The sequence below is a fragment of the Pseudazoarcus sp. NS36 genome (genome assembly GCF_059703705.1).
The window spans coordinates 265,444-286,073 of record NZ_BAAKJA010000006.1 but is presented as its reverse complement, the minus strand read 5'-3'; the positions used below and the strand labels follow the sequence as shown (position 1 = coordinate 286,073).

Annotated in this window: 20 protein-coding genes and 1 tRNA gene; 7 read left to right on the top strand and 14 right to left on the bottom strand. The window is 59.2% G+C overall.

From position 1 onward, the window contains the following. Positions 1-93 (bottom strand): transposase (locus tag AC6H0R_RS11760; protein ID WP_497580658.1); only part of this gene is annotated, 93 nt, incomplete at its 3' end. A gap of 87 nt (positions 94-180) precedes the next feature. Between AC6H0R_RS11760 and AC6H0R_RS11755 the strand changes: the two genes are divergently transcribed. Next, positions 181-627, top strand: a complete 447-nt coding sequence (locus AC6H0R_RS11755; RefSeq protein ID WP_497581562.1) for a YkgJ family cysteine cluster protein — start codon at positions 181-183, stop codon at positions 625-627. Between the two features lie 892 nt (positions 628-1,519). Here the strand turns inward: AC6H0R_RS11755 and AC6H0R_RS11750 are convergent. The 3 genes from AC6H0R_RS11750 to AC6H0R_RS11740 form a co-directional block, all read right to left on the bottom strand. After that, positions 1,520-4,597: a glycosyltransferase gene (locus AC6H0R_RS11750; RefSeq protein ID WP_497581551.1), complete on the bottom strand. Its 3,078-nt coding sequence runs from the start codon at positions 4,595-4,597 to the stop codon at positions 1,520-1,522. Further along, positions 4,590-5,432, bottom strand: coding sequence for a glycosyltransferase (locus AC6H0R_RS11745; protein WP_497581550.1), 843 nt, complete (start codon positions 5,430-5,432; stop codon positions 4,590-4,592). Before AC6H0R_RS11745 ends, AC6H0R_RS11750 begins: the two co-directional genes overlap by 8 nt. A gap of 704 nt (positions 5,433-6,136) precedes the next feature. Further along, complete coding sequence (locus AC6H0R_RS11740; protein WP_497581549.1) at positions 6,137-7,345, bottom strand: hypothetical protein; 1,209 nt, start codon at positions 7,343-7,345, stop codon at positions 6,137-6,139. Positions 7,346-7,557: 212 nt separating this feature from the next. Here AC6H0R_RS11740 and AC6H0R_RS11735 point away from each other — a divergent pair, with 212 nt between their 5' ends. The 5 genes from AC6H0R_RS11735 (at position 7,558) to AC6H0R_RS11715 (ending at position 10,399) form a co-directional block, all read left to right on the top strand. Continuing rightward, positions 7,558-8,634, top strand: a complete 1,077-nt coding sequence (locus tag AC6H0R_RS11735; RefSeq protein ID WP_497581548.1) for a hypothetical protein — start codon at positions 7,558-7,560, stop codon at positions 8,632-8,634. Between the two features lie 19 nt (positions 8,635-8,653). Then, a complete protein-coding gene (locus tag AC6H0R_RS11730; RefSeq protein ID WP_497581547.1) occupies positions 8,654-9,061 on the top strand; it encodes a hypothetical protein in 408 nt (135 codons plus the stop codon). Between the two features lie 14 nt (positions 9,062-9,075). Then, entirely contained in the window at positions 9,076-9,348 is a 273-nt protein-coding gene (locus AC6H0R_RS11725) for a hypothetical protein (protein ID WP_497581546.1), read from the top strand. Positions 9,349-9,379: 31 nt separating this feature from the next. Then, on the top strand, positions 9,380-9,967 hold the full coding sequence (locus AC6H0R_RS11720) for a hypothetical protein (RefSeq protein ID WP_497581545.1): 588 nt from the start codon (positions 9,380-9,382) through the stop codon (positions 9,965-9,967). An 81-nt stretch (positions 9,968-10,048) separates the two neighbouring features. Continuing rightward, on the top strand, positions 10,049-10,399 hold the full coding sequence (locus tag AC6H0R_RS11715) for a hypothetical protein (protein WP_497581544.1): 351 nt from the start codon (positions 10,049-10,051) through the stop codon (positions 10,397-10,399). 63 nt (positions 10,400-10,462) lie between these two features. Here AC6H0R_RS11715 and AC6H0R_RS11710 read toward each other — a convergent pair whose 3' ends face one another. After that, positions 10,463-11,548: a competence protein CoiA family protein gene (locus AC6H0R_RS11710; RefSeq protein WP_497581543.1), complete on the bottom strand. Its 1,086-nt coding sequence runs from the start codon at positions 11,546-11,548 to the stop codon at positions 10,463-10,465. A gap of 11 nt (positions 11,549-11,559) precedes the next feature. Between AC6H0R_RS11710 and AC6H0R_RS11705 the strand changes: the two genes are divergently transcribed. Then, on the top strand, positions 11,560-12,678 hold the full coding sequence (locus AC6H0R_RS11705; RefSeq protein WP_497581542.1) for a hypothetical protein: 1,119 nt from the start codon (positions 11,560-11,562) through the stop codon (positions 12,676-12,678). Between the two features lie 438 nt (positions 12,679-13,116). Here AC6H0R_RS11705 and AC6H0R_RS11700 read toward each other — a convergent pair. From AC6H0R_RS11700 to thrS, 9 genes are all read right to left on the bottom strand, one after another. Beyond that, positions 13,117-13,193: transfer RNA gene (locus AC6H0R_RS11700), tRNA-Pro, on the bottom strand. Positions 13,194-13,243: 50 nt separating this feature from the next. Further along, positions 13,244-13,624 carry a MerR family transcriptional regulator gene (locus AC6H0R_RS11695; RefSeq protein ID WP_497581541.1) on the bottom strand — a complete coding sequence of 127 codons (381 nt, stop codon included), beginning with the start codon at positions 13,622-13,624 and terminating at the stop codon, positions 13,244-13,246. After that, on the bottom strand, positions 13,605-13,916 hold the full coding sequence (locus AC6H0R_RS11690; RefSeq protein ID WP_497581540.1) for an integration host factor subunit alpha: 312 nt from the start codon (positions 13,914-13,916) through the stop codon (positions 13,605-13,607). The genes AC6H0R_RS11695 and AC6H0R_RS11690 overlap by 20 nt, the downstream gene beginning before the upstream one ends. 5 nt (positions 13,917-13,921) lie before the next feature. Continuing rightward, entirely contained in the window at positions 13,922-16,300 is a 2,379-nt protein-coding gene (pheT, locus tag AC6H0R_RS11685) for a phenylalanine--tRNA ligase subunit beta (protein ID WP_497581539.1), read from the bottom strand. A gap of 20 nt (positions 16,301-16,320) precedes the next feature. Next, positions 16,321-17,352 carry a phenylalanine--tRNA ligase subunit alpha gene (gene pheS, locus AC6H0R_RS11680; RefSeq protein WP_497581538.1) on the bottom strand — a complete coding sequence of 344 codons (1,032 nt, stop codon included), beginning with the start codon at positions 17,350-17,352 and terminating at the stop codon, positions 16,321-16,323. Positions 17,353-17,416: 64 nt separating this feature from the next. Next, a complete protein-coding gene (rplT, locus tag AC6H0R_RS11675; protein ID WP_497573744.1) occupies positions 17,417-17,776 on the bottom strand; it encodes a 50S ribosomal protein L20 in 360 nt (119 codons plus the stop codon). Between the two features lie 12 nt (positions 17,777-17,788). Next, positions 17,789-17,986 carry a 50S ribosomal protein L35 gene (gene rpmI / locus AC6H0R_RS11670; RefSeq protein ID WP_497581537.1) on the bottom strand — a complete coding sequence of 66 codons (198 nt, stop codon included), beginning with the start codon at positions 17,984-17,986 and terminating at the stop codon, positions 17,789-17,791. 134 nt (positions 17,987-18,120) lie between these two features. Further along, positions 18,121-18,639, bottom strand: coding sequence for a translation initiation factor IF-3 (gene infC / locus AC6H0R_RS11665; RefSeq protein WP_497581561.1), 519 nt, complete (start codon positions 18,637-18,639; stop codon positions 18,121-18,123). 25 nt (positions 18,640-18,664) lie between these two features. Beyond that, positions 18,665-20,581 (bottom strand): threonine--tRNA ligase, encoded by a 1,917-nt coding sequence (gene thrS / locus AC6H0R_RS11660; protein WP_497581536.1) that lies wholly within the window; start codon positions 20,579-20,581, stop codon positions 18,665-18,667. Positions 20,582-20,630 lie beyond the last annotated feature (49 nt).

The following is a 20,630-nucleotide window of genomic DNA, read 5'->3' as shown; positions in this document are numbered from 1 at the left end:
GCCGTGCCGACGACACAACTCCTTGACCTGCACACCTGCCTCGGCCTGCTTCAGAAAATCCAGAATCTGCTCTTCCGTAAAACGCTTCTTCACTGCCGTCTCCTGTTCGGATAACGGACTCTACTAAGTTCAGCGTGGTACTGAAAACGGGGAGCAGGTCACACATCACGCCGAGCACATCTGCTGAAGATCGCAGATCGACTCAACGAAGCACTCGCACCTTACTCAGCCTGTGCGCCGGGCTGCTCACACTGCTGTCACATGCCCACTATGATCTACACGCATGAGGCGCAGCGGCTAGCAGACGCATCGGGACGAAAGATGCTGGACATCAAGCCACGACTGGTGGAAGAGTCCCTCAAAACTGCAGCGAAATTCAGTGGCACCCCGTGTCCTTTTTTGGCGAACGACGGAAGGTGTTCGGTCTACAACGACCGCCCGTTAATCTGCCGACTGCATCACTCGCTGAACGACAACCCCAGCGACTGTCGCGTCGGGCCTAATGGCCCTGAAATCGCGATCAAAAGATATGACGTTGATGTCATTGAGACTCCCTACCACCTGCTGATGTTCAGCAAGAGCAAGCCCGAGGGCTGGGCTAGCATTCATGAGTTTTTCCCGGTCTGAAAGACATCAGCGACCCGCGACTTGGAGCTCTCTTAACGATATCAGCAGACGGTCAAACAAACTCGCGCCAACATCATCGAACAGAATCCATCGCTCGTGATGAATGCGCTCATCACGAGGCAAGAAAAAAAACGGCTCAAGCACGCGCACGCCAGCTATCGAGGGCTCGAGGCAATTCAGCTCCGACGACACCCATTGAACTACATCCCCAATAACACGTCGCCGAGCGCCAGCACTCCGCGCGAATGAACTCCCTGCCCCACAGAGCCAGCGCAGAAAGACTGCAACGCCATCCCAACGCTCGCTCACGGGGCCGAATGCGCCCGATTCAAGCCCCCTGAGCACCGGCGGCAACTCTACAGACCCGTCAAACCTCCTGAGCAACCCTGCCGCCACACGCCGCTCCCCCAAAAAGTTGTGGTAACACCATGGAGGTGCATATCTTTTGTTCCACGAAGGGTCACGCTGGAGTGATGGGGCCAGCGTCATACCAACCAACGATACATGCCGAGCACCGAGCAAACAGGCGACATAAAAGGCCATCAGACCACTTGATGGCCAACAGCCCAGCTCAGACTCAAGCTCTAAGCCTAGGAAGTACCAACTGCGGTCTTTCCTTGGGTCCGAGCGTGAGCCGGTAGACGCCGTAAGGACCTCATTCATCCACTTGCCCGGCTGATCTACCGACAGATTTACCCCTTCAGCCGTGCAGTAAATCGATGTCTTCGTTCCCCGAACACCTCCGAGCACACAGTCGTTGAACCTGATCACTACATCATGTTCATCAACAGGACATACCGGGGGCTCAGTGACTTCAGCGTTGCCCACGATACAGATAGCTCGGCCAAAAAACTGGTCACGCCAAATGCTGAGGACATCCATGAGAGGCTTTTCAAGGTGCGATATATGCATCCGAGGCATCGCTCTCAGAATGTTTGTCGGCAGCAGGAAACGGGGGCGAAACTAGCTTCGCCGCATGTCGCAACGACGGCTTGTCCAAAATTGCATCGATCAACCCAAACTGCTCCAGCTTGCGAGAAGACGGGTAGGCATCCCGTTGATGAAAGCAGCAGTAGATATGATCAATATGGACCGGCTTGGCCGCCAATTCTGCCATCGGCAACATCACCGCATAGTCAGAGACCTGCTCGACCCACTTCCCATCAACCTGAAAGTAATCCTTAGGGACGCGCTGAAACAGCGACTTCCGAAATCCCCGCAGATGAGCCCAAACGTTGCCGCCCCCGGTTTCTCTCGCGGCGCCGTAGTTCGGCTCGTAGATGTTCAACGGCTTCTCTGGGCGGAACATCGCCCCGTTAATCAAATCAGCGCCTCTGTCGTAAGCAGCGCGTAGTGACTCAACCACCATGTCGGACATCAAAGCATCGTCCTGATCCAACACTACGATCAAAGTCTCAGGGTTGCAGCAAACCACTTCAACTGCCTCGATGAAATTGGGCAAGTAGCCAAGCCGAGTTTGGCGACGTATCAACGTCGTGCGCTCCACCATGCCCCCCAAGAGCAACGGAAGCTTCCAGCTATTGCTAATCGAGCCTCCGTCATCAATAACGACAAGCCCAAAGTCTTGGTCCGTTTGTCTCCTGAGCGAGTCCAAGCAACGCTTCAACTTGTCGGCGGGGGTTTCCTTACCCTTAAGCAGAAAAACAATCGATTCTGCACGGGTCGAATATGCCCACTGGGCGTCTCTGAGGAGGTCCCACTTTCCCCATTGAGCGGGGGGAACGAACCCTTGGGCGACAAGATCCCGCACTCTCGGCAAGTCCAGCGCCTGCTTGTAAACATTCTGAGGATGCACATAGAAAGTACGTGGATCACCACCACGCAGACACCGCATCCTGCCCCGCTGCTGGTGCGCCTCGAGAGCGCGATGCCACATCAACTCGAACCGCCCTTCCTTCACAGGGTTCGGAATGGGTAGCTGCGCATGAACCTCTACAAGATCAAAAAGCCCCATACGAACTTCAGGCACGAAGCCCCCGGGCGGAGCGTCGTAAGGCGTTAGGTCGTCGGGTGCTTTAGGGATATTGAACCCCACCCCCAAGACGTCCTGAGCGGATAAGGCGCCCAGCATCTCACCAAGATAGTCATGGTCAAATTCCCTACGCCCGACGAGCACATCCGCATCACATTGCAGCACGTAGCGGGTTTTTATCTGGCCAAACGCCCACAACTGCGCAAACAACGGCGCCATCGAGCTAGTGTGCGTTGCTACCACCGAGTCATCGGCAAACCAGCGGCGGTAGACATGCTCGATTTCACCTGGCTCGTCTGGTGCCACCAGCACCTGATCAATCACACCGTTTCGTCGAAGCTCATCCAGGGCCTCCAGCACCCCTCCCAGGTCACCCACAGCATGCTGGCGAAGATAAGGCCCTTCATAAGGATCCACAGCTACGGTCACGGACCAGAAAGCTGACGGATAGGACAGCTGAGAAACGATATGCTCGACCTGCTCCGAAATGGTGGCCACGTCTTGAGCGCACGCCTTGATCAACAGCGTGACGTCTTGAGCTACTCGGGGGCGAATAGCCTCTGCCGATGGTGAGCAGACATGAGGAAAGCTGGACTCGATCAGCTGCAGATAGAACTCGCGGAAGCCGGGAAGCAAGTCCAGAGCATCATGTTGCTTATGCTCTGTGCTGCGGCGCGCCAGCTCGTGGTCGGAGTAACCCAAAACACAGACCCCATAGGCTCGGGCCGCTGCGTCGAGGAAACGTGAAACCGTAAATGGAACGATATCTTTGCCGATATCGATGTACATCAAGCGGCCGTCCTCTGACATCCTCAGGTTGCTACGCTTCACGTTTGAGGTCACAACGCCACTTTCGAGCATGCCCCTCAAGAACTCCATGACGCGACCTTGATCCACCGTGCCGGCGAGCGCAGTAGATGGGAAGTCCGGGTAGTAAAGTCGTGCGCCATCTCGCCCACCGCGCTGCCAAATCGGTTGAGGTATGCAGGCAGGTGCGCACGACAACGTGGCCTCGACCTTCGCCTGATCCTCTAAGCTCAGCGCCCATGGATAGAACTGCTTCCAGACAGCCCCACTCTCGCGCCACACGATGCCTTCCTGTCCCGCCCCAAGTATCTCGTCGCCTGAACGTGACACCTCGATCCACAAGCGAGCCGCCTCAGCCAACCGGCCTCGCTGAGACGTCCATTCGCCCAACACCTTGTTGGAAGCGCTTTCCGCGCCTTCAACGGTATAGATCGAGTAAACAGGGCTTGGAACAATGGCCCCATGGGACGGTTGAAGGATCAGCAGACTGGCTACAAGCCAATGATCCTCCGCACCTCGGATTTCGGGATAGCGGATACCTCTGTGTGCGCGTAGAACCAAGTTGCAGGACGGCAGCTCTCTTTGCCCTGCGCCGCTCGCGAAAGACTCAATCAGCGAAAGCAGCCGGGCAGGACTCTTGAGCTCGTCGGGATCTGCGATGTTGCTCCACGGCAGCACCTGCCCTCCACAAGACAGGTGATTGCTCCCGATTACGTAACTCACGTTTTCTATATCTCCCCGCTGACAAAGTGCAGCTACAGCCTCCTCGTCAGCAAGCTGATCATCCGCATCCAACCGAGCCACCCATCTCGCTCTGGAGAAACGCTCATCCACAAAGTCCAGAACCGCGTTGCGGGAACGGGCTGGGGAACCACAATTTCCGCTCACCACGAGTACTTGCGGGTGTTCAAGCAGCGGATATATGGCTGACTGCCATGCATCGGTGGACCGGTCGTCCAGTATCAGCACGACGGCCCGGCCGGCCGTCACCACGGACTGGGCCAGAGCACTCGCCAACGCCAAGGGGAGAAAAGCCCCTTGATTGTGGACACAGATTCCAATCACGACCTCAGCATCCCAGCTTCCATCGCTTGGGGGCTTCTGAACCGAAAGGTCACGCGTACAAAGCGCTTCTCTTGATTGGCGCGAGTCGAAGACTCGGCTAGTCATGGCAAAGCTGCCCACGTGCCTTCAAAATGTCCTCTTGGCTCAAATCGAAGAGCTGGTGCGCCCTTCGATAGAACTGCTCAAGAATGTCTGAGCTCATTCGGTGCTCGTGCAACACGAGGAAGTGAGCCAAGCCGAGGGACTTTGAAGCGCTTCCCGGACTCGAGAGCGACTGTTTGCCGGTGTCGATGTGCCACGTTGCAGTATGCGTACCGGTAAATGCCAAACGGGCACTTCCATCGGAGAGAAATCGAACGGCCAAGTCCCGGTCGTTTGAGCTAGCCAAGCCTTCCGTGAACATGCCGACCCGGAGAAGCGTCTGAAGCCGGACGAACGTATTGCTTCCCTGCCATCCAGGGTTTCCGGCCAGAAAATCATCCGCCTGGAACCCCACCGGCGGTTCCCTACGGATTTCCTCACCGTCCTTGCACATCCGAAGACCTGAAACGACTGCGTCCGGCCAATCGCTTTTTCTTGCGACCTCAGCGCATCGGGCAATGTGGCAAGCGTCCCACTCGTCGTCATCGTCCAACATAGCCACGTAACAGTCCGGCCATTTCTCAGCAATAAATCGCAACCCCGAGTTCCACGCTCCTGCCACGCCGGGCTTAAGGGTGTTCGCGAGAAAGTGCGCCTGCACTGGGTTGGCCGCCGAGGCAAGCTGCTCCATCTCCTGGGCCGCAAGCTCTCTCTGGTCTGTGACCAACACAAGAGCTTCCGGCAACCGCGACTGCCGTTGCACCGAGGGTAGAGCACGGCCTTTAAGAAACGACAATCTTGGGATGCTTGCAACCAGAACGATAACGGGGACGTCCTCTTCGTTACGAACGCTCAGCACTAAACCACTCCTATCATTCCACGGCCTGCCCTGCGGCCACCATTCGCAATGGCCGGCAAGTCTAGCTTCCCGCGAGCCATGAAACCCGACTCTGGTGCTAGATCACGACCGGCCCGAGAGCCAAGCTGGGCATCACGTTCAAGGGAACAACCGCCCCGATTGTGCCTCGTGGCCCCACGAACTGGGCTCGAGCCAATTCGCTCAGCCTGCAAAAAGTCATGGTCTGGGGCATATCGGCGCTATACATCAGTGCAGCCAGACGGCACATGCGCCTCAACGGAGAGCGCCCCGAGCGGCTGCCGCTCGACTGGTCGGCTTGAAAACGGCAGCGGTCGAGGGATACACCGGACTGCGGGGAAGTCTCTGAGAACCGGGAACAGGTGGCGAAGCTAGCGCCTGTGGGACGAACGGCTGGCGGGCGACGAGGCTCCATACCGGACATACGGGTAAGGGGTGGCTGAGTCTGAAGGCGCATCCTTGCCAAACGGCTGAGGATGGCTAGGCTCAGCCACCACCCAGCATGTGTCTCCCTGGAGGGACCGCTCAGGCTGAGCCAAGGGGAAACGAGGATTGTCTCAATCGAGCATCGGGGGGAGGCTCGCTGATTGCCTCACCGAGATGACGCCAACCGGAGCGAGGGGGCGTAGCCCCACCCAAAATGCTCCACACCTGAGGGACAGCAATCGGAAGCCCTTGAAAACTGCTTACCAGCGGTGCGACGGATACTTTGGCTCTGGCGCATCAAGTATCGCGTCACAGATCTTCAGGGTTGGATCAATCCAGTCGGCCTTCGCCCTTGCCCACACCAGCCATTCGATCACATCGGCGGAAAGCTCTCCTTCAGCCATTGCCTTGCGCTCAACGGCATCCACATAAGCCCTCAGGCGGGTAGCTCGCTCCCAGTTACCGACATCGACCTCCAGCCGCTCAAACTCTCCAACTTCCCTCGCCCGCCGTTCAGACAAGAACTGGTAGCGAGCGAGCGCTGTCCGATAGGCGTCTTCACGGCAAGCATCATCGAACTGCTGGACGTGCTCCTCCAGACCGATATTGAGCACGCCAAGAACAACCTCTCGAATACGCTGCTCCAGCGTTTTGCGGGGAGTGTCCTTCCAACTCCTCCCCGCATAGCGCCCAATCCTCACCACCAATATCCCGGTGGGTGCGTAATCATGTTTGGGCATGCTCGGATACTCGACGGATTCGCCCCCAGGGGACCTCCATCTATTGAAGTAGCGGTCGATCTGCGCCCTCTCCCGGCGGTTGGGCACGTGGCGCGAGACTTTCACATCCTCCTCAATCCTGAGCGGCACTGCTGTCGTCGGGTTGGAGAACAGCAACAACGTGCGGCCTGCCTCGCCATCCACAACAGCGCGGATCCCATGCGGCGCGAGCCCTTTCAACAGAAGGTCGGAAACCTGTAACGCACGCTCCAGCGTGGCGCGTGTTACCCGCAGATCGAGCACCTCCGCAGGCGCAGACCGAACACCCGACTCCTTTGGCCAACCGTCGCGACGGCGCAGTCGTTTAGCTGCGGCCTCAACCAAGGGATGCATATCGCCCTGTTGAGGTTGGGCCTCGACTGGGCTGGGTTCAGTCGCAGGAGGTGATTCCACAACGGTTCGCTTAAGACGCTTTCTGGCTGCAACGACCTCCTCGGGCACCTTCCTGAGCCCAGTTGAGACGGGACTGGGCGCCTTAATCGGCGGCAGTGGGGCCCGCTTCATGATCTTGCCTGCCTTCACCTTGGCCCAGTACCCGCGGCTTGGCAGCGGAATCCCCAAGGCGCGGCAGATCTTGGCCAAGCCCACATCGGACAAACCGTAGCGCGGCGCAACCACCGTCACCGGTTCGCTCCAGACCTCCTCGTACAACGCCTCTCGATCAACCGCGGCTTCGATGTTGTGCGGCATCGCATCGTCTCCGGTCGAAACACAACGGCGGAAGAGTGCAAACCTTCACCCTCGGAGGTCAAGCCATCTCTGAACATCGAGATCTCTGGTGACGCAAGCGTTCCAAGGGAAGCCTCAGACGTCATGTATATAGTCGATATATACGTGTTGACATGCTCGCAACAATGGCTACAATGCGTACTGTCGATAACGTGCATATAGTTCCTATACACATGAAAAACACACAGCTCACCAGCCCTGCCATCGCCAATGCCGGCATCTCGGTTCCGTTCAGCATTGAGGATCTACGCAAGGATGTCGCCAACGTCTTCCTCCTACACCTGCGCACAATCGCATGGATGACCGATGTAGAAACAGCAGAGTCCGTTGTCCCCGGACTTGCCGAAGACCACGACCGTCATCCTTTGATGTGGGAAGCCGACGCAGCAGACGTCGGCCTGACTTACGAACGCATCAAGGAGACAGCGCTCATGCGCACCCTTGAGTACCTCTACCGATACGCCTACTTCGGAGAACTAGATAGAAGCGCGGAGCCCATGGAGGACGAAAGCATCTACACATGGACCTCTGCGCTGGTCTTCGATGCCGCTAACGGACGCTTGGCGGATGAGTGGGCCGACAACGGATCGATGTCAATGCAGGCAGCCGCACGCTGCTTGACCGTGTGCGAACTAGCGAACGCACGTCATACGCTCGAGGGTGGGGAGCCCTTCTACTTCAAGTTTGGTTCGGTGAAGGACACAAACGCTGAGGGAGGCTGCCTCACCATCCGTCAGATGGCTCTTCTGGCAGGAATGGAAGAGATGAGTATTCGTGCAGCGGCCAACAAAACCCAAAAGCGGGCAAACCCGTTGCTCACCTACTCCACTGAGGGTGGCACCCGAGTCGCACTCGACATAGCACGGGAGTGGCTGCAGTCGAAGGGACGATATGTGCCAGTCAGAGTGCGCTGGTCCGATACCGAACTGGATCTGAAGAAGACGCGCTTCAGCAATGAAAAGGAGCTGTACTCGGCACTGAAAGCTCGTTTCGATAGCCGCTTCGCCGATCTCGGACACGAGCAGGCCACCAGGGTACTGGAGACCATTGGTCTGGATTCCCTGCTGGGGTTCTCCGGGGATCGGTTGAACGACCGCCCGCTCGTTCTGAAGCTCGCAGAACTGCTTGACCTGCCCGCTGACCTATTTGCTCTGCGCTGCCGGGAAGTGGCTGCGAGGGAAGAGCTCGCGCGGGTCGAAGAACTGCTCAAGCGGGCCAACGATGCTCTTGAAAGCACTGTCCATCCGTAACCATACCCCGAGGTCATCCATGGAAACCAACTGTCCCGTAGCCCAGTTCATCAGCCATCGGATCCAAGTGGTCGGCAAATCGCAGACCGAAATCGCCCACGAAGTTGGTTTCGACCGGCCGAACATGATCACGATGATCAAGCAGGGCAAAACAAAATTGCCCATGGCAAAGATTGGCCCGATGGCTGTCGCACTTGAAGCTGACCCGGTAGCACTCATGAAGCTGTGCATGAGCACCTACTACCCCGAAACATGGCGCCACCTGGAGGAGCAGTTCGAGTCCGCACTGACCCACGAGGAGCTGGTGATGGTCAAGGCTTGGCGCTCGTTCGTTGGCACCCCTTACCTTGCCGCACTCACTGAAGAGCAGAAGCGACACTTGAACGCATTTCTCAACTCACTCCGCACACCCGAACTGATGAACTGACCGGAGAAATGGCCATGGATATCACCAAACACGCGACGGATCGCATCCAGCAACGAGGCATTCCTCCCCTCGTGATTGATCTGCTCCTCAAGTTCGGCACCAGCGAGCCTGCTGGAGACGGGGCATGCAAAGTTTTTGCGGACAAGCGCGCGCGCAGACAGATCAAGGCCTTTGCGGGACCACTCGCACGCGCCATCGAACCTCATCTGGACGTTTATGTAGTGCTTGGGGCAAGGGGAAACATCATCACCACCGCTCCACGCATCGCACGTATTCACCGCCACTGACCTGAACTCGACCAACAAAGGCCTAGAACCCATGGACATCGTTCACGAGCTTGCCCCAATCATGCGGCCCTACATCTCCATCACGGGGGCGTCCGGAGATTACTACACCTACAAAAAGCGCTTCGGTGACCGAACGCTTCCAACTCTTGCAATCAAAATGCATCAACGAAAAGGCGAGCCTGGTGCCATGCTTTACATGGCAGTAGAGGCCGACGCCAAGCTTTCGAGCTTGTCGAGACGACAAAAACTCTATGTTGGGTCGCAAAGCGCTGTGGACCGGATGTTCCGGGGCGACGGGATGAACGGGCAGAACTTCCACCATGCAGAGATGCGTGCCGGAAAACACGGCGTCGGACTCGAAAGCTATGTTGCTGGAGGCGGCAAGGTAGACATCTACGCTGCTTCGGCCGCCCAGCTAGTGACCTTGGTCGGTACCTCTCAGAGATTCAAGGGAATGCTCCCGATGGTCCGCGGTGATGTCGCATTGTCTCGAGGCCGCAACCACGCCGGCTACTGGTTCGAGCAGTTGATTCTGCTCGATCAGGGGTCCGACTGGGTATGGAACAGCCAAGGCGCGCACGCTGATGCCGCGGCAGCACTACGCGCACGCAGCTTGTAAACACCCCATGAGCAAACAACACCCCATGAGCAAACTCAACGTCCTTCCACGCACCGCATAAACGAGACCCCAGATACGCCTATGAAAACTGACGCCATCGACAAACGCTTTGCCCTCATCTCCCGTGATGCAGAAGCCCTATATCCGTTCAAGAAGAAACAACTCTCTACCGGACGGTACGGCTTCGCCCTCTCCGCCCCCGGAGACAGGGACGCCTTCGGCGGCGGGGATTACACGGAAGACATCGCCGATGTGGTCTGGCAGGTAGTCTTTAACGGCTGGAAGGTCCGAGCTACGACTGTTGGCGAAGAAGGAAGACAACGCACAGGGTCCTTCAAACTTGGCGGAAAGGCCATTGTTGGGTACTGGATCGACCCCGATCTGCGCCACCTTGTTGCAGACGCCCCTGTAAAGCCATCCGCCCTCCCGTAACGAACGACCAGAATCCTTAGGAACCATCGCACAGACGCCCTGCGAGCAGAGCGTCTGTGCAGCTCAACGCCCCTGAAACTGGAGCAATCCGCCAAGGAAGTGGCTGAGCTTCCCGAAACACCCATCCCCCATCACCTGACGAACATCTGAGACTCCGAAGTACGAGCATCGCAACCCAGCTGACCGACAGAACTCTGACAGGAGCGCATCGTAATCCCCTGTCCGGCTGCCACCGAGAGTCACCAGACATGTGCTATCCGCATGGGGGTGGTGGCGCAAGTACGCGACCGCCCCGGGCAGCGGGAACACTGTTGGCTCGGGGTATGAACGCTCCAGGAATTCAGCTCGCTCGCCGGGGTCTCGGGGGATAAGTCCGAAGGCCGGATGAAAGACCAAGCCACTACTGAATTCGTACTGGTTCAGCCCTGAGCGCTCGGCTTCATCGTCCGCCCGCAATCGGCCACGCGAGCCCCTCTGCAGCGCACGCCGTTGGTGCTCCGCGCGCTGTCTGAGGCGCGCACGGACACCAGCCTCGCCAGGATGGAAGATCCACTGGCGAGTCTCTGCAGCGCTGCGTAGGATCTGATCCAGATCCTCAAGAGTCCATGCCCGGCTGCGATGAATCCCCGAGAGATCGAACTCCAAGGTGGCGACGCTCGCCTCGGCGAGTTTGGCACGCTTGCGCTCATCCACAGCATGTGTAACCCGGACCTCACACCAGACCTGCTCCGCCTCACCATGCAGAACGACATCGGGCCGAAAGCCAGTCGCAGACCATGCACCCCGCTCACCAACGTCATCTGGCAGTTCGGAGCGCAACACCCGCACCTGTCGCCCTGGGAGAGCCTCTTCAAACCCCGCCTCTGCCACTTGCAGCTCTGGCAAGTTGATGGAGCCCCACTGCGCAATCAGTTGGCGAGCCGCTTTATGCAGGGCGCTCTCAGGTCCGGTCGCGCAGGTCGCCACCACTTGACCGGCTCGGTAATGCGCAAAATGGTGCCGATACTTGGGCCCCTTCTTCGCAATCAGCGTGGCCCCGCATTCAGGGCAGACACATTTGCAAGGAAGCCCGCGGCGCACCATGGTCACGTCGACCATCAGACCAGTGTCTCGGGATAGTGCAAAATCAAGCCCATCATCATTTTTCACGAGGCGGCTCCATGAGCGTTGAGGACAAGCCCATGCTCGATGCGCAACCGCAGAAGATCGATGGAAGACTGGACGAAGATTCCGGAAGAACTCCGGAAAACATCTCAAATTCAGCGACTTGCAATCACGCCGGCATGCTCGAATCGGCCAGCGCGATTGCTGCCGACGCAGCTCGTGACGCACGCGAAAACGGATGGAACGGTGACTGGCTGATCCTGCTGCAGGCACTGGCTCAGCTGACTGAGCAACAGGCTCACGAGGGAGACCCTGCCCCAATCTTCACGGCCGAGCGGCTGCGCCAGGAGATCGCCAGCATCGTTGGCACTCCGGAGGCGCAGTGGTGGCTGGAAGAATCAGACAACGCCCGCAAGAAGTTCGCCAACGCCTGGAAAGCACTTTCGAGCGACATTGAACGCATGTCCGAGAACCTCAAGGGGCGCGCTCACAAGAACAATGTCCCGGCCATGGTGGGGTTGGCACCGGCGACGAAGCTCGGGACATCAAATGCGATGGGTTATGGCCTGACCCTGATCGAGCTGCAATTTCCACAACACGATGCTTCCTCGAGCTCTCCCGCCGTCTCACCGCTACCTCAGGAAGCGCTGAGCATCCAGTACCAGGAGGAGATGGAGGTCTATCCCATCCCGGGCATCAAGCGTCCGCTACGAATTTCGCTACCGGGGTTGCGGGCCACGGTCGTGACCTTGCCGGTGCTCGCCTTCATATTTGTCGGGGGCTTTTTAGTGTGGTTCGCGCTGATGCTCTGGGTCTCCGACGCAGACGCTCGAACGATCTTCCGAGGGACCGTTGTCGCGCTGCTACTTGGCGGCATGCTCGGATGGTGCGTGTATCCGTTCTACCGGCTCGTCGAGGACAAAATCATTCCTGCCCCTGCTTGGCTGGAGCTGACCGTGCCGCTTGGGCACGTGCTGGTGCTGAGACTAGAGGGGGAGGAACGCGTGCTGCGGATGGTTCGCTACACGGCGAAATGTCCGATCTGTGGGGGCAACATCAGTATCGAGCCCGGCAGACGGGCGCATAGGGGACGATTGGTAGGCGAATGCGCTCGGAACCCGGTTGAGCACGTGTATTCGTTTGATTTCATCACAGGGCGCGGACGGTTGCTGTGATTTACCCAAGAGATGCCCGATAGCTTTTGCCGCACTTTTAGCAGTCACTGCCTCGAGGCAACGACTGACCTAAAGCGAGCCTCACTAACCCGCCAACGGATCTGACGCAGAACGGGGTAACAGCGAGAGGCGTCGGATTCTTGACACCCAGCGAGCACACAGACTTGGAGTCGGGCTGACAGATTCACCATAACAACCGACACGGCTAATGCCGTCCCATCAAGAGACAACGAAACTGACTTTGCCGTCGGGAGAATTGCAATGCTTCGACCCCAGTGGAACGTCGTGAACCAACAGCACCTACAAGCCTCTCAAGACACAACCTGCCGTTAGTATCGTGGCCCCCCATTTGGCCCCCTGAGCCCAAACTCGTGGAACGCAAAGCAAAAAAGCCACCCCGAAGGATGGCCTAGATGCTTAATTTTACAGCGTATTTTTTGGTCGGGGCGGCGGGATTCGAACTCGCGACCCCTTGCACCCCATGCAAGTGCGCTACCAGGCTGCGCTACGCCCCGACACAAGCTGCGCATTATAGCAGCCACGGGGAGCTTTTCCAGCAAGATTCTCAGCTTCGAAGATAGTGCAGCAGATCCTCGATTTCGGCACGCAGACTCTTCACGCAAACACGCAGATGCTGGGCTTCGGTCGCCTCTTCCTGATCGTGAATGGCGTTCTCGCCAAGGCGGTTGCGTGCACCGGAAATCGTGAATCCTTCGCGGTACAGCAACTCGCGGATACGCCGGATCAGCAACACTTCATGATGCTGGTAGTAGCGCCGGTTGCCACGCCGCTTCACTGGCTTGAGCTGGGTGAACTCCTGCTCCCAGTAGCGCAGGACGTGAGGCTTCACACGGCACAGGTCACTGACCTCGCCGATCGTGAAGTAGCGCTTGGCCGGAATCGGCGGCAGCGGCTCCTGATCGTCCTCAGGCGGGCTGTTCTGCATTACCCAACTGCTCCACCGCCGCTTTCAGCTTCTGACTGGCATGGAAGGTGACAACCCGGCGCGCGGAAATGGGAATTTCCTCGCCGGTCTTGGGGTTGCGTCCGGGACGCTGGGGCTTGTCGCGCAACTGGAAGTTACCGAAGCCGGACAGTTTGACCGCCTCGCCACGCTCCAGCGCCTGACGGATTTCTTCGAAGAAGCCCTCAACCATGTCCTTGGCCTCACGCTTGTTGAGACCCACACGTTCAAAGAGCAGTTCGGCCAGTTCGGCCTTGGTCAATGTCGCGCTCATTATCCTCATCCGCGCAGTCGGGCGCCAAAGGAAGCGTCCGCCTCGCCAACGATGGCGGAGATGGCCGACTCGACTTCCGTATCTTCAAGTGTTCGTTGAGTATCTTGCATCAACACCCTGAATGCAAGACTCCTTTTGCCTTCGTCCACACCCTTTCCGGAGTAGACGTCAAACAATTCCACGGCGCGCACGATGGCCGGTGCAACGCGCTTCATCGCGGCCAGCAGGTCCGCCACCGGCACACTCTGGTCCACTGCCAGCGCGATGTCCCGCGACACGCCCGGGAAGCGCGACAATTCCTGATACGCAGGCACCGCCGCACCGAGCGCAGCCTCCAGATCAAGCTCGAAGACGATCGGCGCGGCGCCAAGATCATAGGCTTCAGCCCACTGAGGGTGGATCTCTCCGATCACGCCGATCGGCGCACCATCCACATGCACTTCGGCCGAGCGCCCCGGATGCAGTGCCGGATGGATGAGCGGCACGAATTCGGCATGGCGCGGTGCCAACAGCGCTTCAAGATCGCCCTTGAGGTCGAAGAAATCCATGCGACGCGTGGCTGCACCCCATTGCTCGGAGAGCGCAGGACCCGCCGCCAGGGCCGCGATGCGCAAAGGCTGGTGATAGCCTGCGACCGGCCCGCCATTCGCGTCAGACAGGAAACAGCGCCCCAGCTCGAACACGCGCACACGCGCCTGCTGGCGCTTGAGGTTCTCGGCCAGCGTCGCAATCAGCCCGGGAATCAGGCTGGTACGCATCACGCTCATCTGGCTGGCAATCGGATTGGCCAGCCGTATGGGCGCAGTGTTGCCGCACAGCTCACGTTCCCAGCGTTCTTCGATAAAGGCGTAGTTGATGACTTCCTGGAAGTCGCGCGCAGCCAGCAGCCGGCGCAATGACCAGCCGGTGCGCTTCGCTTCGGGCTGAATCAGCATCGACATCGGGCCAACGGGGACCTTGGCCGGGATATTGTCGTAGCCGTGCAGACGCACGATCTCTTCGATCAGATCGGCTTCGATCTGGATATCGAAACGGAAGCTCGGCGGCATGACTGTCAGAACGTCGCCCTCGCGTTGTACCGACAAGTGAGCGCGCTCAAGCAGCGTGATCATTGCCGCATCGTCAAGCTCAAGTCCCAGCAAGCGACGCGCACGCGCAAGACGCATGCTGACCGGCTGGCGCTGCGGCAAACATCCCTCGGAAACCGCTTCCAGCACCGGGCCAGACTGACCGCCGCACAGTTCCAGAATCAACTGCGTGGCACGCTCAATGGCACGACGCGGCAGATCGAAGTCCACCCCGCGCTCAAAGCGATGCGAGGCATCGGAACTGAAGTTGTACTGGCGCGCACGGCCAGCAATGGCTTCCGGCGCAAAGAAGGCGCTCTCGAGAAACAGATCGGTAGTATCGAGGGTGATGCCGCTCTCCTCGCCCCCCATGATGCCGGCCAGCGCGAGCGGGCGGGCCTCGTCAGCAATCAGCAAAGTGTCGGTGGCCGGTGTGACGGTCTGCTCATTGAGCAGCAACAACTGTTCGTCGGCGCGTGGCATACGCACATGAATGGCACCGGACAGTTTGGCGTCATCAAAGGCGTGCAACGGCTGACCAAGTTCCAGCATCACGTAATTGGTGATGTCGACCAGCGCGCTGATCGAGCGGACGCCGCAACGCTCCAGACGCTGCACCATCCACGCCGGCGTAACGGCACGCGCGTTCACGCCACGCACGATGCGACCACAATAACGCGGGCAGGCCTGCGGCGCGTCCAGCACAACGGCACGCGTGTCGGCGATGGCAGCGGCAACCGGCTCGGCTGCAGGCAGGGACAGCGGCGCGCCAGTCAGCGCTGCGACCTCACGCGCGACACCGCTCAGGCTCAGGCAATCGGCACGGTTGGGCGTGAGCTTGATCGTAAACATGCGGTCGTCGAGCGCAAGCAACTCACGGATATCCGAGCCGACGGATGCATCCTCAGGCAAAACCAGCAGTCCATCACTGGCCTCGGATATCCCCAGTTCGCGCGCCGAGCACAGCATTCCGAAGGACTCGACACCGCGCAGCTTGGCGGCCTTGATGTCGAAACCGGGCAGCTTCGCGCCGACGCGCGCCAGCGGGGCTTTCATGCCGACTGCGGCATTCGGTGCGCCGCAGACGATCTGCAGCAACTGGCCCGAGCCGTCGTCCACCTTGCAGACCTTGAGCTTGTCGGCGTCGGGGTGCTTCTCGGCTGCGACGATCTGAGCGACCACGACGCCGCTGAACTCGGCGGCGACCGGATCGCACTCCTCGACCTCGAGACCGGCCATGGTCAGCAGATGGCCCAGCGCCTCGGTATCAAGCTGCGGATCAACGAACTCGCGCAACCAGTATTCGGAAAATTGCATGACGGTATCCGCGTCGGTGATTAACGGAACTGGCTCAGGAAGCGCAGATCGTTGTCGAAGAACAGGCGCAGGTCATTGACGCCGTAACGCAGCATGGTCAGGCGATCCAGCCCCATGCCGAAGGCGAATCCGGTGTAACGCTCTGCATCAATGCCGCCGAAGCCCAGCACGTTGGGATGGACCATGCCGCAACCGGCGATCTCCAGCCAGCGTCCTTCCAGCGCGCCGCTCATGAAGGCGACGTCGATCTCCGCGCTCGGCTCGGTGAACGGGAAGAAGGACGGACGGAAACGGACCTGCAGATCGTCGGTTTCGAAAAAGCTTCGCAGGAAGTCGGCAATGACACCCTTGAGGTCTGCAAAGCTGACGTTCTCGCCAACCCACAAGCCTTCGACCTGATGGAACATCGGCGAATGCGTGGCATCGGAATCGACGCGGTACACACGACCAGGCGCGATCACGCGCAGGTCGGGCATGCTGGCCGCACCGGCATGGCGCTCGACGTGTGCAAGCATGGCGCGGATCTGCACCGGGCTGGTGTGGGTACGCAGCAGAACGTCGTCGCGGCCTTCGATGTAGAAGGTGTCGTGCATCGAACGCGCCGGATGGTTGTCGGGCGTATTCAGCGCGGTGAAGTTGTGCCAGTCGGTCTCAATCTCGGGACCATCGGCAACGATGAAGCCGATCGAACCGAAGAGTTGTTCGACACGCTCCTGCGTACGGGTGACCGGATGAAGTCCGCCCAGACCTGTGCCGCGCCCCGGCAGCGTCACATCCAGCGCCTCGGCCGCAAGCTGAGCTTCGAGACGCGCGTTGCGCAACGCATCCCGCCGCGCTTCAAGTGCGCCCTCGACGGCCTGCTTGGCGCGATTGATCTCGGCACCGGCAACGCGCCGCTCTTCCGGCGGCAACTTGCCCAAGGCCTTGAGGCGCTCGGTCAGGGAGCCGGTCTTGCCCAGATAGCGGGCCTTGGCCTGTTCGAGCTGATTGGGGTCACTTACGCCGTTGAACTCGGCAACCGCCGCGGCGACGAGAGAATCCAGATTGTCCATTTGGGTGACTGTCCGTACAGAAAAAAAAAGGAGGCCAGGCCTCCTTTTTTTGCGCCGCGCTGGATCAGGCGGCGAGTTTGGCCCGGGCTTGATCGGCAAGTGCTGCAAACGCAGCCCTGTCGAACACGGCCAGGTCGGCCAGTACCTTGCGGTCCACTTCCACTTCGGCTTTCTTCAGACCGTGCATGAAGGTGCTGTAGGTCAGACCCAACTCACGCGCAGCGGCGTTGATACGGGCGATCCACAGGACACGGAACTGACGCTTGCGCTGACGACGGTCACGGTAAGCGTACTGACCGGCCTTCATCACCGCCTGTTTGGCGATGCGGTATACGTTCTTGCGGCGGCCACGGTAGCCCTTGGCAAGGGCAAGGACCTTCTTGTGACGGGCGCGGGCGGTTACACCACGTTTAACTCGGGGCATGGCGGTCTCCTATCAAGCGTACGGAAGCATGGCACGGATCAGCTTGACATCGGAGTCATGGACTTCCGTCATGCCGCGCAGCTGGCGCTTGCTCTTCGTGGTTTTCTTGGTAAGGATATGGCGCTTGAACGCTTGGGACCGCTTGATCCCACCACCAGCGCGGACCTTGAACCGCTTGGCGGCTCCGCTCTTGGTTTTCATCTTGGGCATTACAACACTCCTGTTTTTGGATGCCGTCGGGTAGCACCGAACTGCGATGCATTTGTGACCCGACACCACTTCTTTTTGTCCGTTACCGGACTTTTTCCCGACCGCACTGCGCGGTCAGCGAAAACTTGCGGTGATCAGTGCTTCTTCGGCGCGATCACCATGATCATCTGACGCCCTTCCATCTTGGGCATCTGCTCGACCACACCGAGCTCATCGAGATCGGTACGGATGCGTTCGAGCTGACGCATGCCGATTTCCTGGTGGGCCATTTCACGACCGCGAAAACGCAGGGTGACCTTGCATTTATCGCCTTCGTCGAGGAAACGCTTCAGGTTCCGCAGCTTGATCTGGTAATCGTTTTCGTCCGTACCGGGACGAATCTTGACTTCCTTGATCTGCACCTGCTTCTGCTTCAGACGTGCCTCGTGAGCCTTCTTTTGCTCCTGGTACTTGAACTTGCCGAAGTCCATGACCTTGCAAACCGGGGGATCGGCCATGGGCGCAATCTCGACCAGATCAAGGCCTGCTTCATCGGCCACATTCAGGGCCGCCTCAAGCGAAACGATACCGAGCTGTTCTCCGTCATCCGATACCAGCCGGACCTCAGGCGCGTTGATTTCGTTGTTAACGCGCTGTTTCTTGTCTTGAGCGATGGTTCAGTTCTCCAAAAAAGCAATATCAGGCCGTGCCGGCTTTCGCTTCGAGCTCGCGTTGCCAGCGTTCGATCAACGTATCCAGGGACATCTGACCAAGATCGAGGCCACCTCGCGCACGCACCGCAACAAGCCCTTCGCCCTTCTCTTTCTCGCCTACAACGAGTTGATAAGGCAGCTTGAGCGCGCTGTGCTCGCGGATTTTATAGTTTATCTTTTCGTTACGCAAATCCGCTTCGACCCGGAAACCCGCGGCGCGCAGGCGTTTCGTGACCTCGGAAGCATATTCAGCCTGCCCATCCGAAATGTTCAGCACAACGGCCTGCACAGGCGCCAACCACAATGGCATCGCGCCGGCATGATGCTCGATCAGGATGCCGATGAAACGCTCCAGCGAACCGAGAATCGCGCGGTGCAACATCACCGGATGCTTCTTGGTGTTGTCGTCAGCAACGTACTCGGCCCCGAGTCGCACCGGCAGGTTGAAATCGAGCTGCAGCGTGCCGCACTGCCACACGCGGCCCAGACAGTCCTTCAGCGAGAACTCGATCTTCGGACCGTAGAATGCCCCCTCACCCGGCTGCAGGTCATAGGCCAGGCCCTGCGCATCCAGCGCGGCAGCCAACGCCGCCTCAGCGGCATCCCACTGCTCGTCGGTACCGACCCGCTTTTCCGGCCGAGTGGACAGCTTGACCTCGACGTCCGTGAAGCCGAAGTCCGCATACACCTTCTGCAGCAGGCGGATAAATTCAGCAGCCTCACCCTGCACCTGTTCGTCGGTGCAGAAAATGTGGGCATCGTCCTGCACGAAGTTGCGCACACGCATGATGCCGTGCAGCGAGCCCGACGGCTCGTTACGATGGCAGGAGCCGAACTCGGCCATGCGCAGCGGTAGATCGCGGTAGCTCTTGAGGCCTTGATTGAAGATCTCGATGTGGCACGGACAGTTCATCGGCTTGATCGCGTAGTCGCGCTTTTCCGATTGCGTCGTGAACATCAGGTCGGAATACATGCCCCAGTGGCCGGACTTCTCCCACAGGCTGCGATCGACGATCTGCGGCGTCTTCACTTCCTGGTAGCCCTCGGCGCTGATGGTGCGACGCAGGTACTGCTCGACCTGCTGCCACAGCGTCCAGCCCTTGGGATGCCAGAACACCATGCCCGGCGCCTCTTCCTGGATGTGGAACAGGTCGAGCTGACGACCGAGCTTGCGGTGATCGCGCTTCTCGGCTTCTTCGAGCATGTGCAGGTAGTTGGCCAGATCTTCCTTGCTGGCCCAGGCCGTGCCGTAGATGCGCTGCAGCATCTCGTTCTTCGAGTCGCCGCGCCAGTAGGCGCCAGCCACCTTGGTCAGCTTGAAGACCTTGAGCTTGCCGGTATCCGGCACGTGCGGGCCACGGCACAGGTCGATGAAATCGGCCTGACGATACAGCGACACATCCTGATCCGCGGGGATCGAGGCGATGATTTCGGCCTTGTACAGCTCGCCCTCACCCTTGAAGAACTCGACCGCCTTGTCGCGCTCCCATACTTCACGCGATACCGCGATCTCGGCCTTGGCGATTTCCGCCATGCGCTGCTCGATCTTCTCCAGATCCTCGGGCGTGAACGGGCGCTTGTACGAAAAGTCGTAATAGAAGCCGTTGTCGATGACAGGTCCGATGGTGACCTGCGCTTCCGGGAATAGCTGTTTGACCGCGTGCGCCAACAAGTGCGCCGTCGAGTGACGGATCACCTCCAGACCTTCCTCATTCTTTGACGTGAGGATGGCCAGACTGGCGTCCTGTTCGATGCGGTGCGACAGGTCCACTTCGCGGCCATCGACCTTGCCCGCGAGCGCGGCCTTGGCCAGACCTGCGCCGATCGAGGCCGCAACCTCGCCCACCGTCACCGGCTGATCGAAGCTGCGGACAGAACCGTCAGGAAGCGTGATGTTGGGCATTTCCGGGGCCTCGCGATCAATGACTTGTACAACAAAACTGCGGACGAAA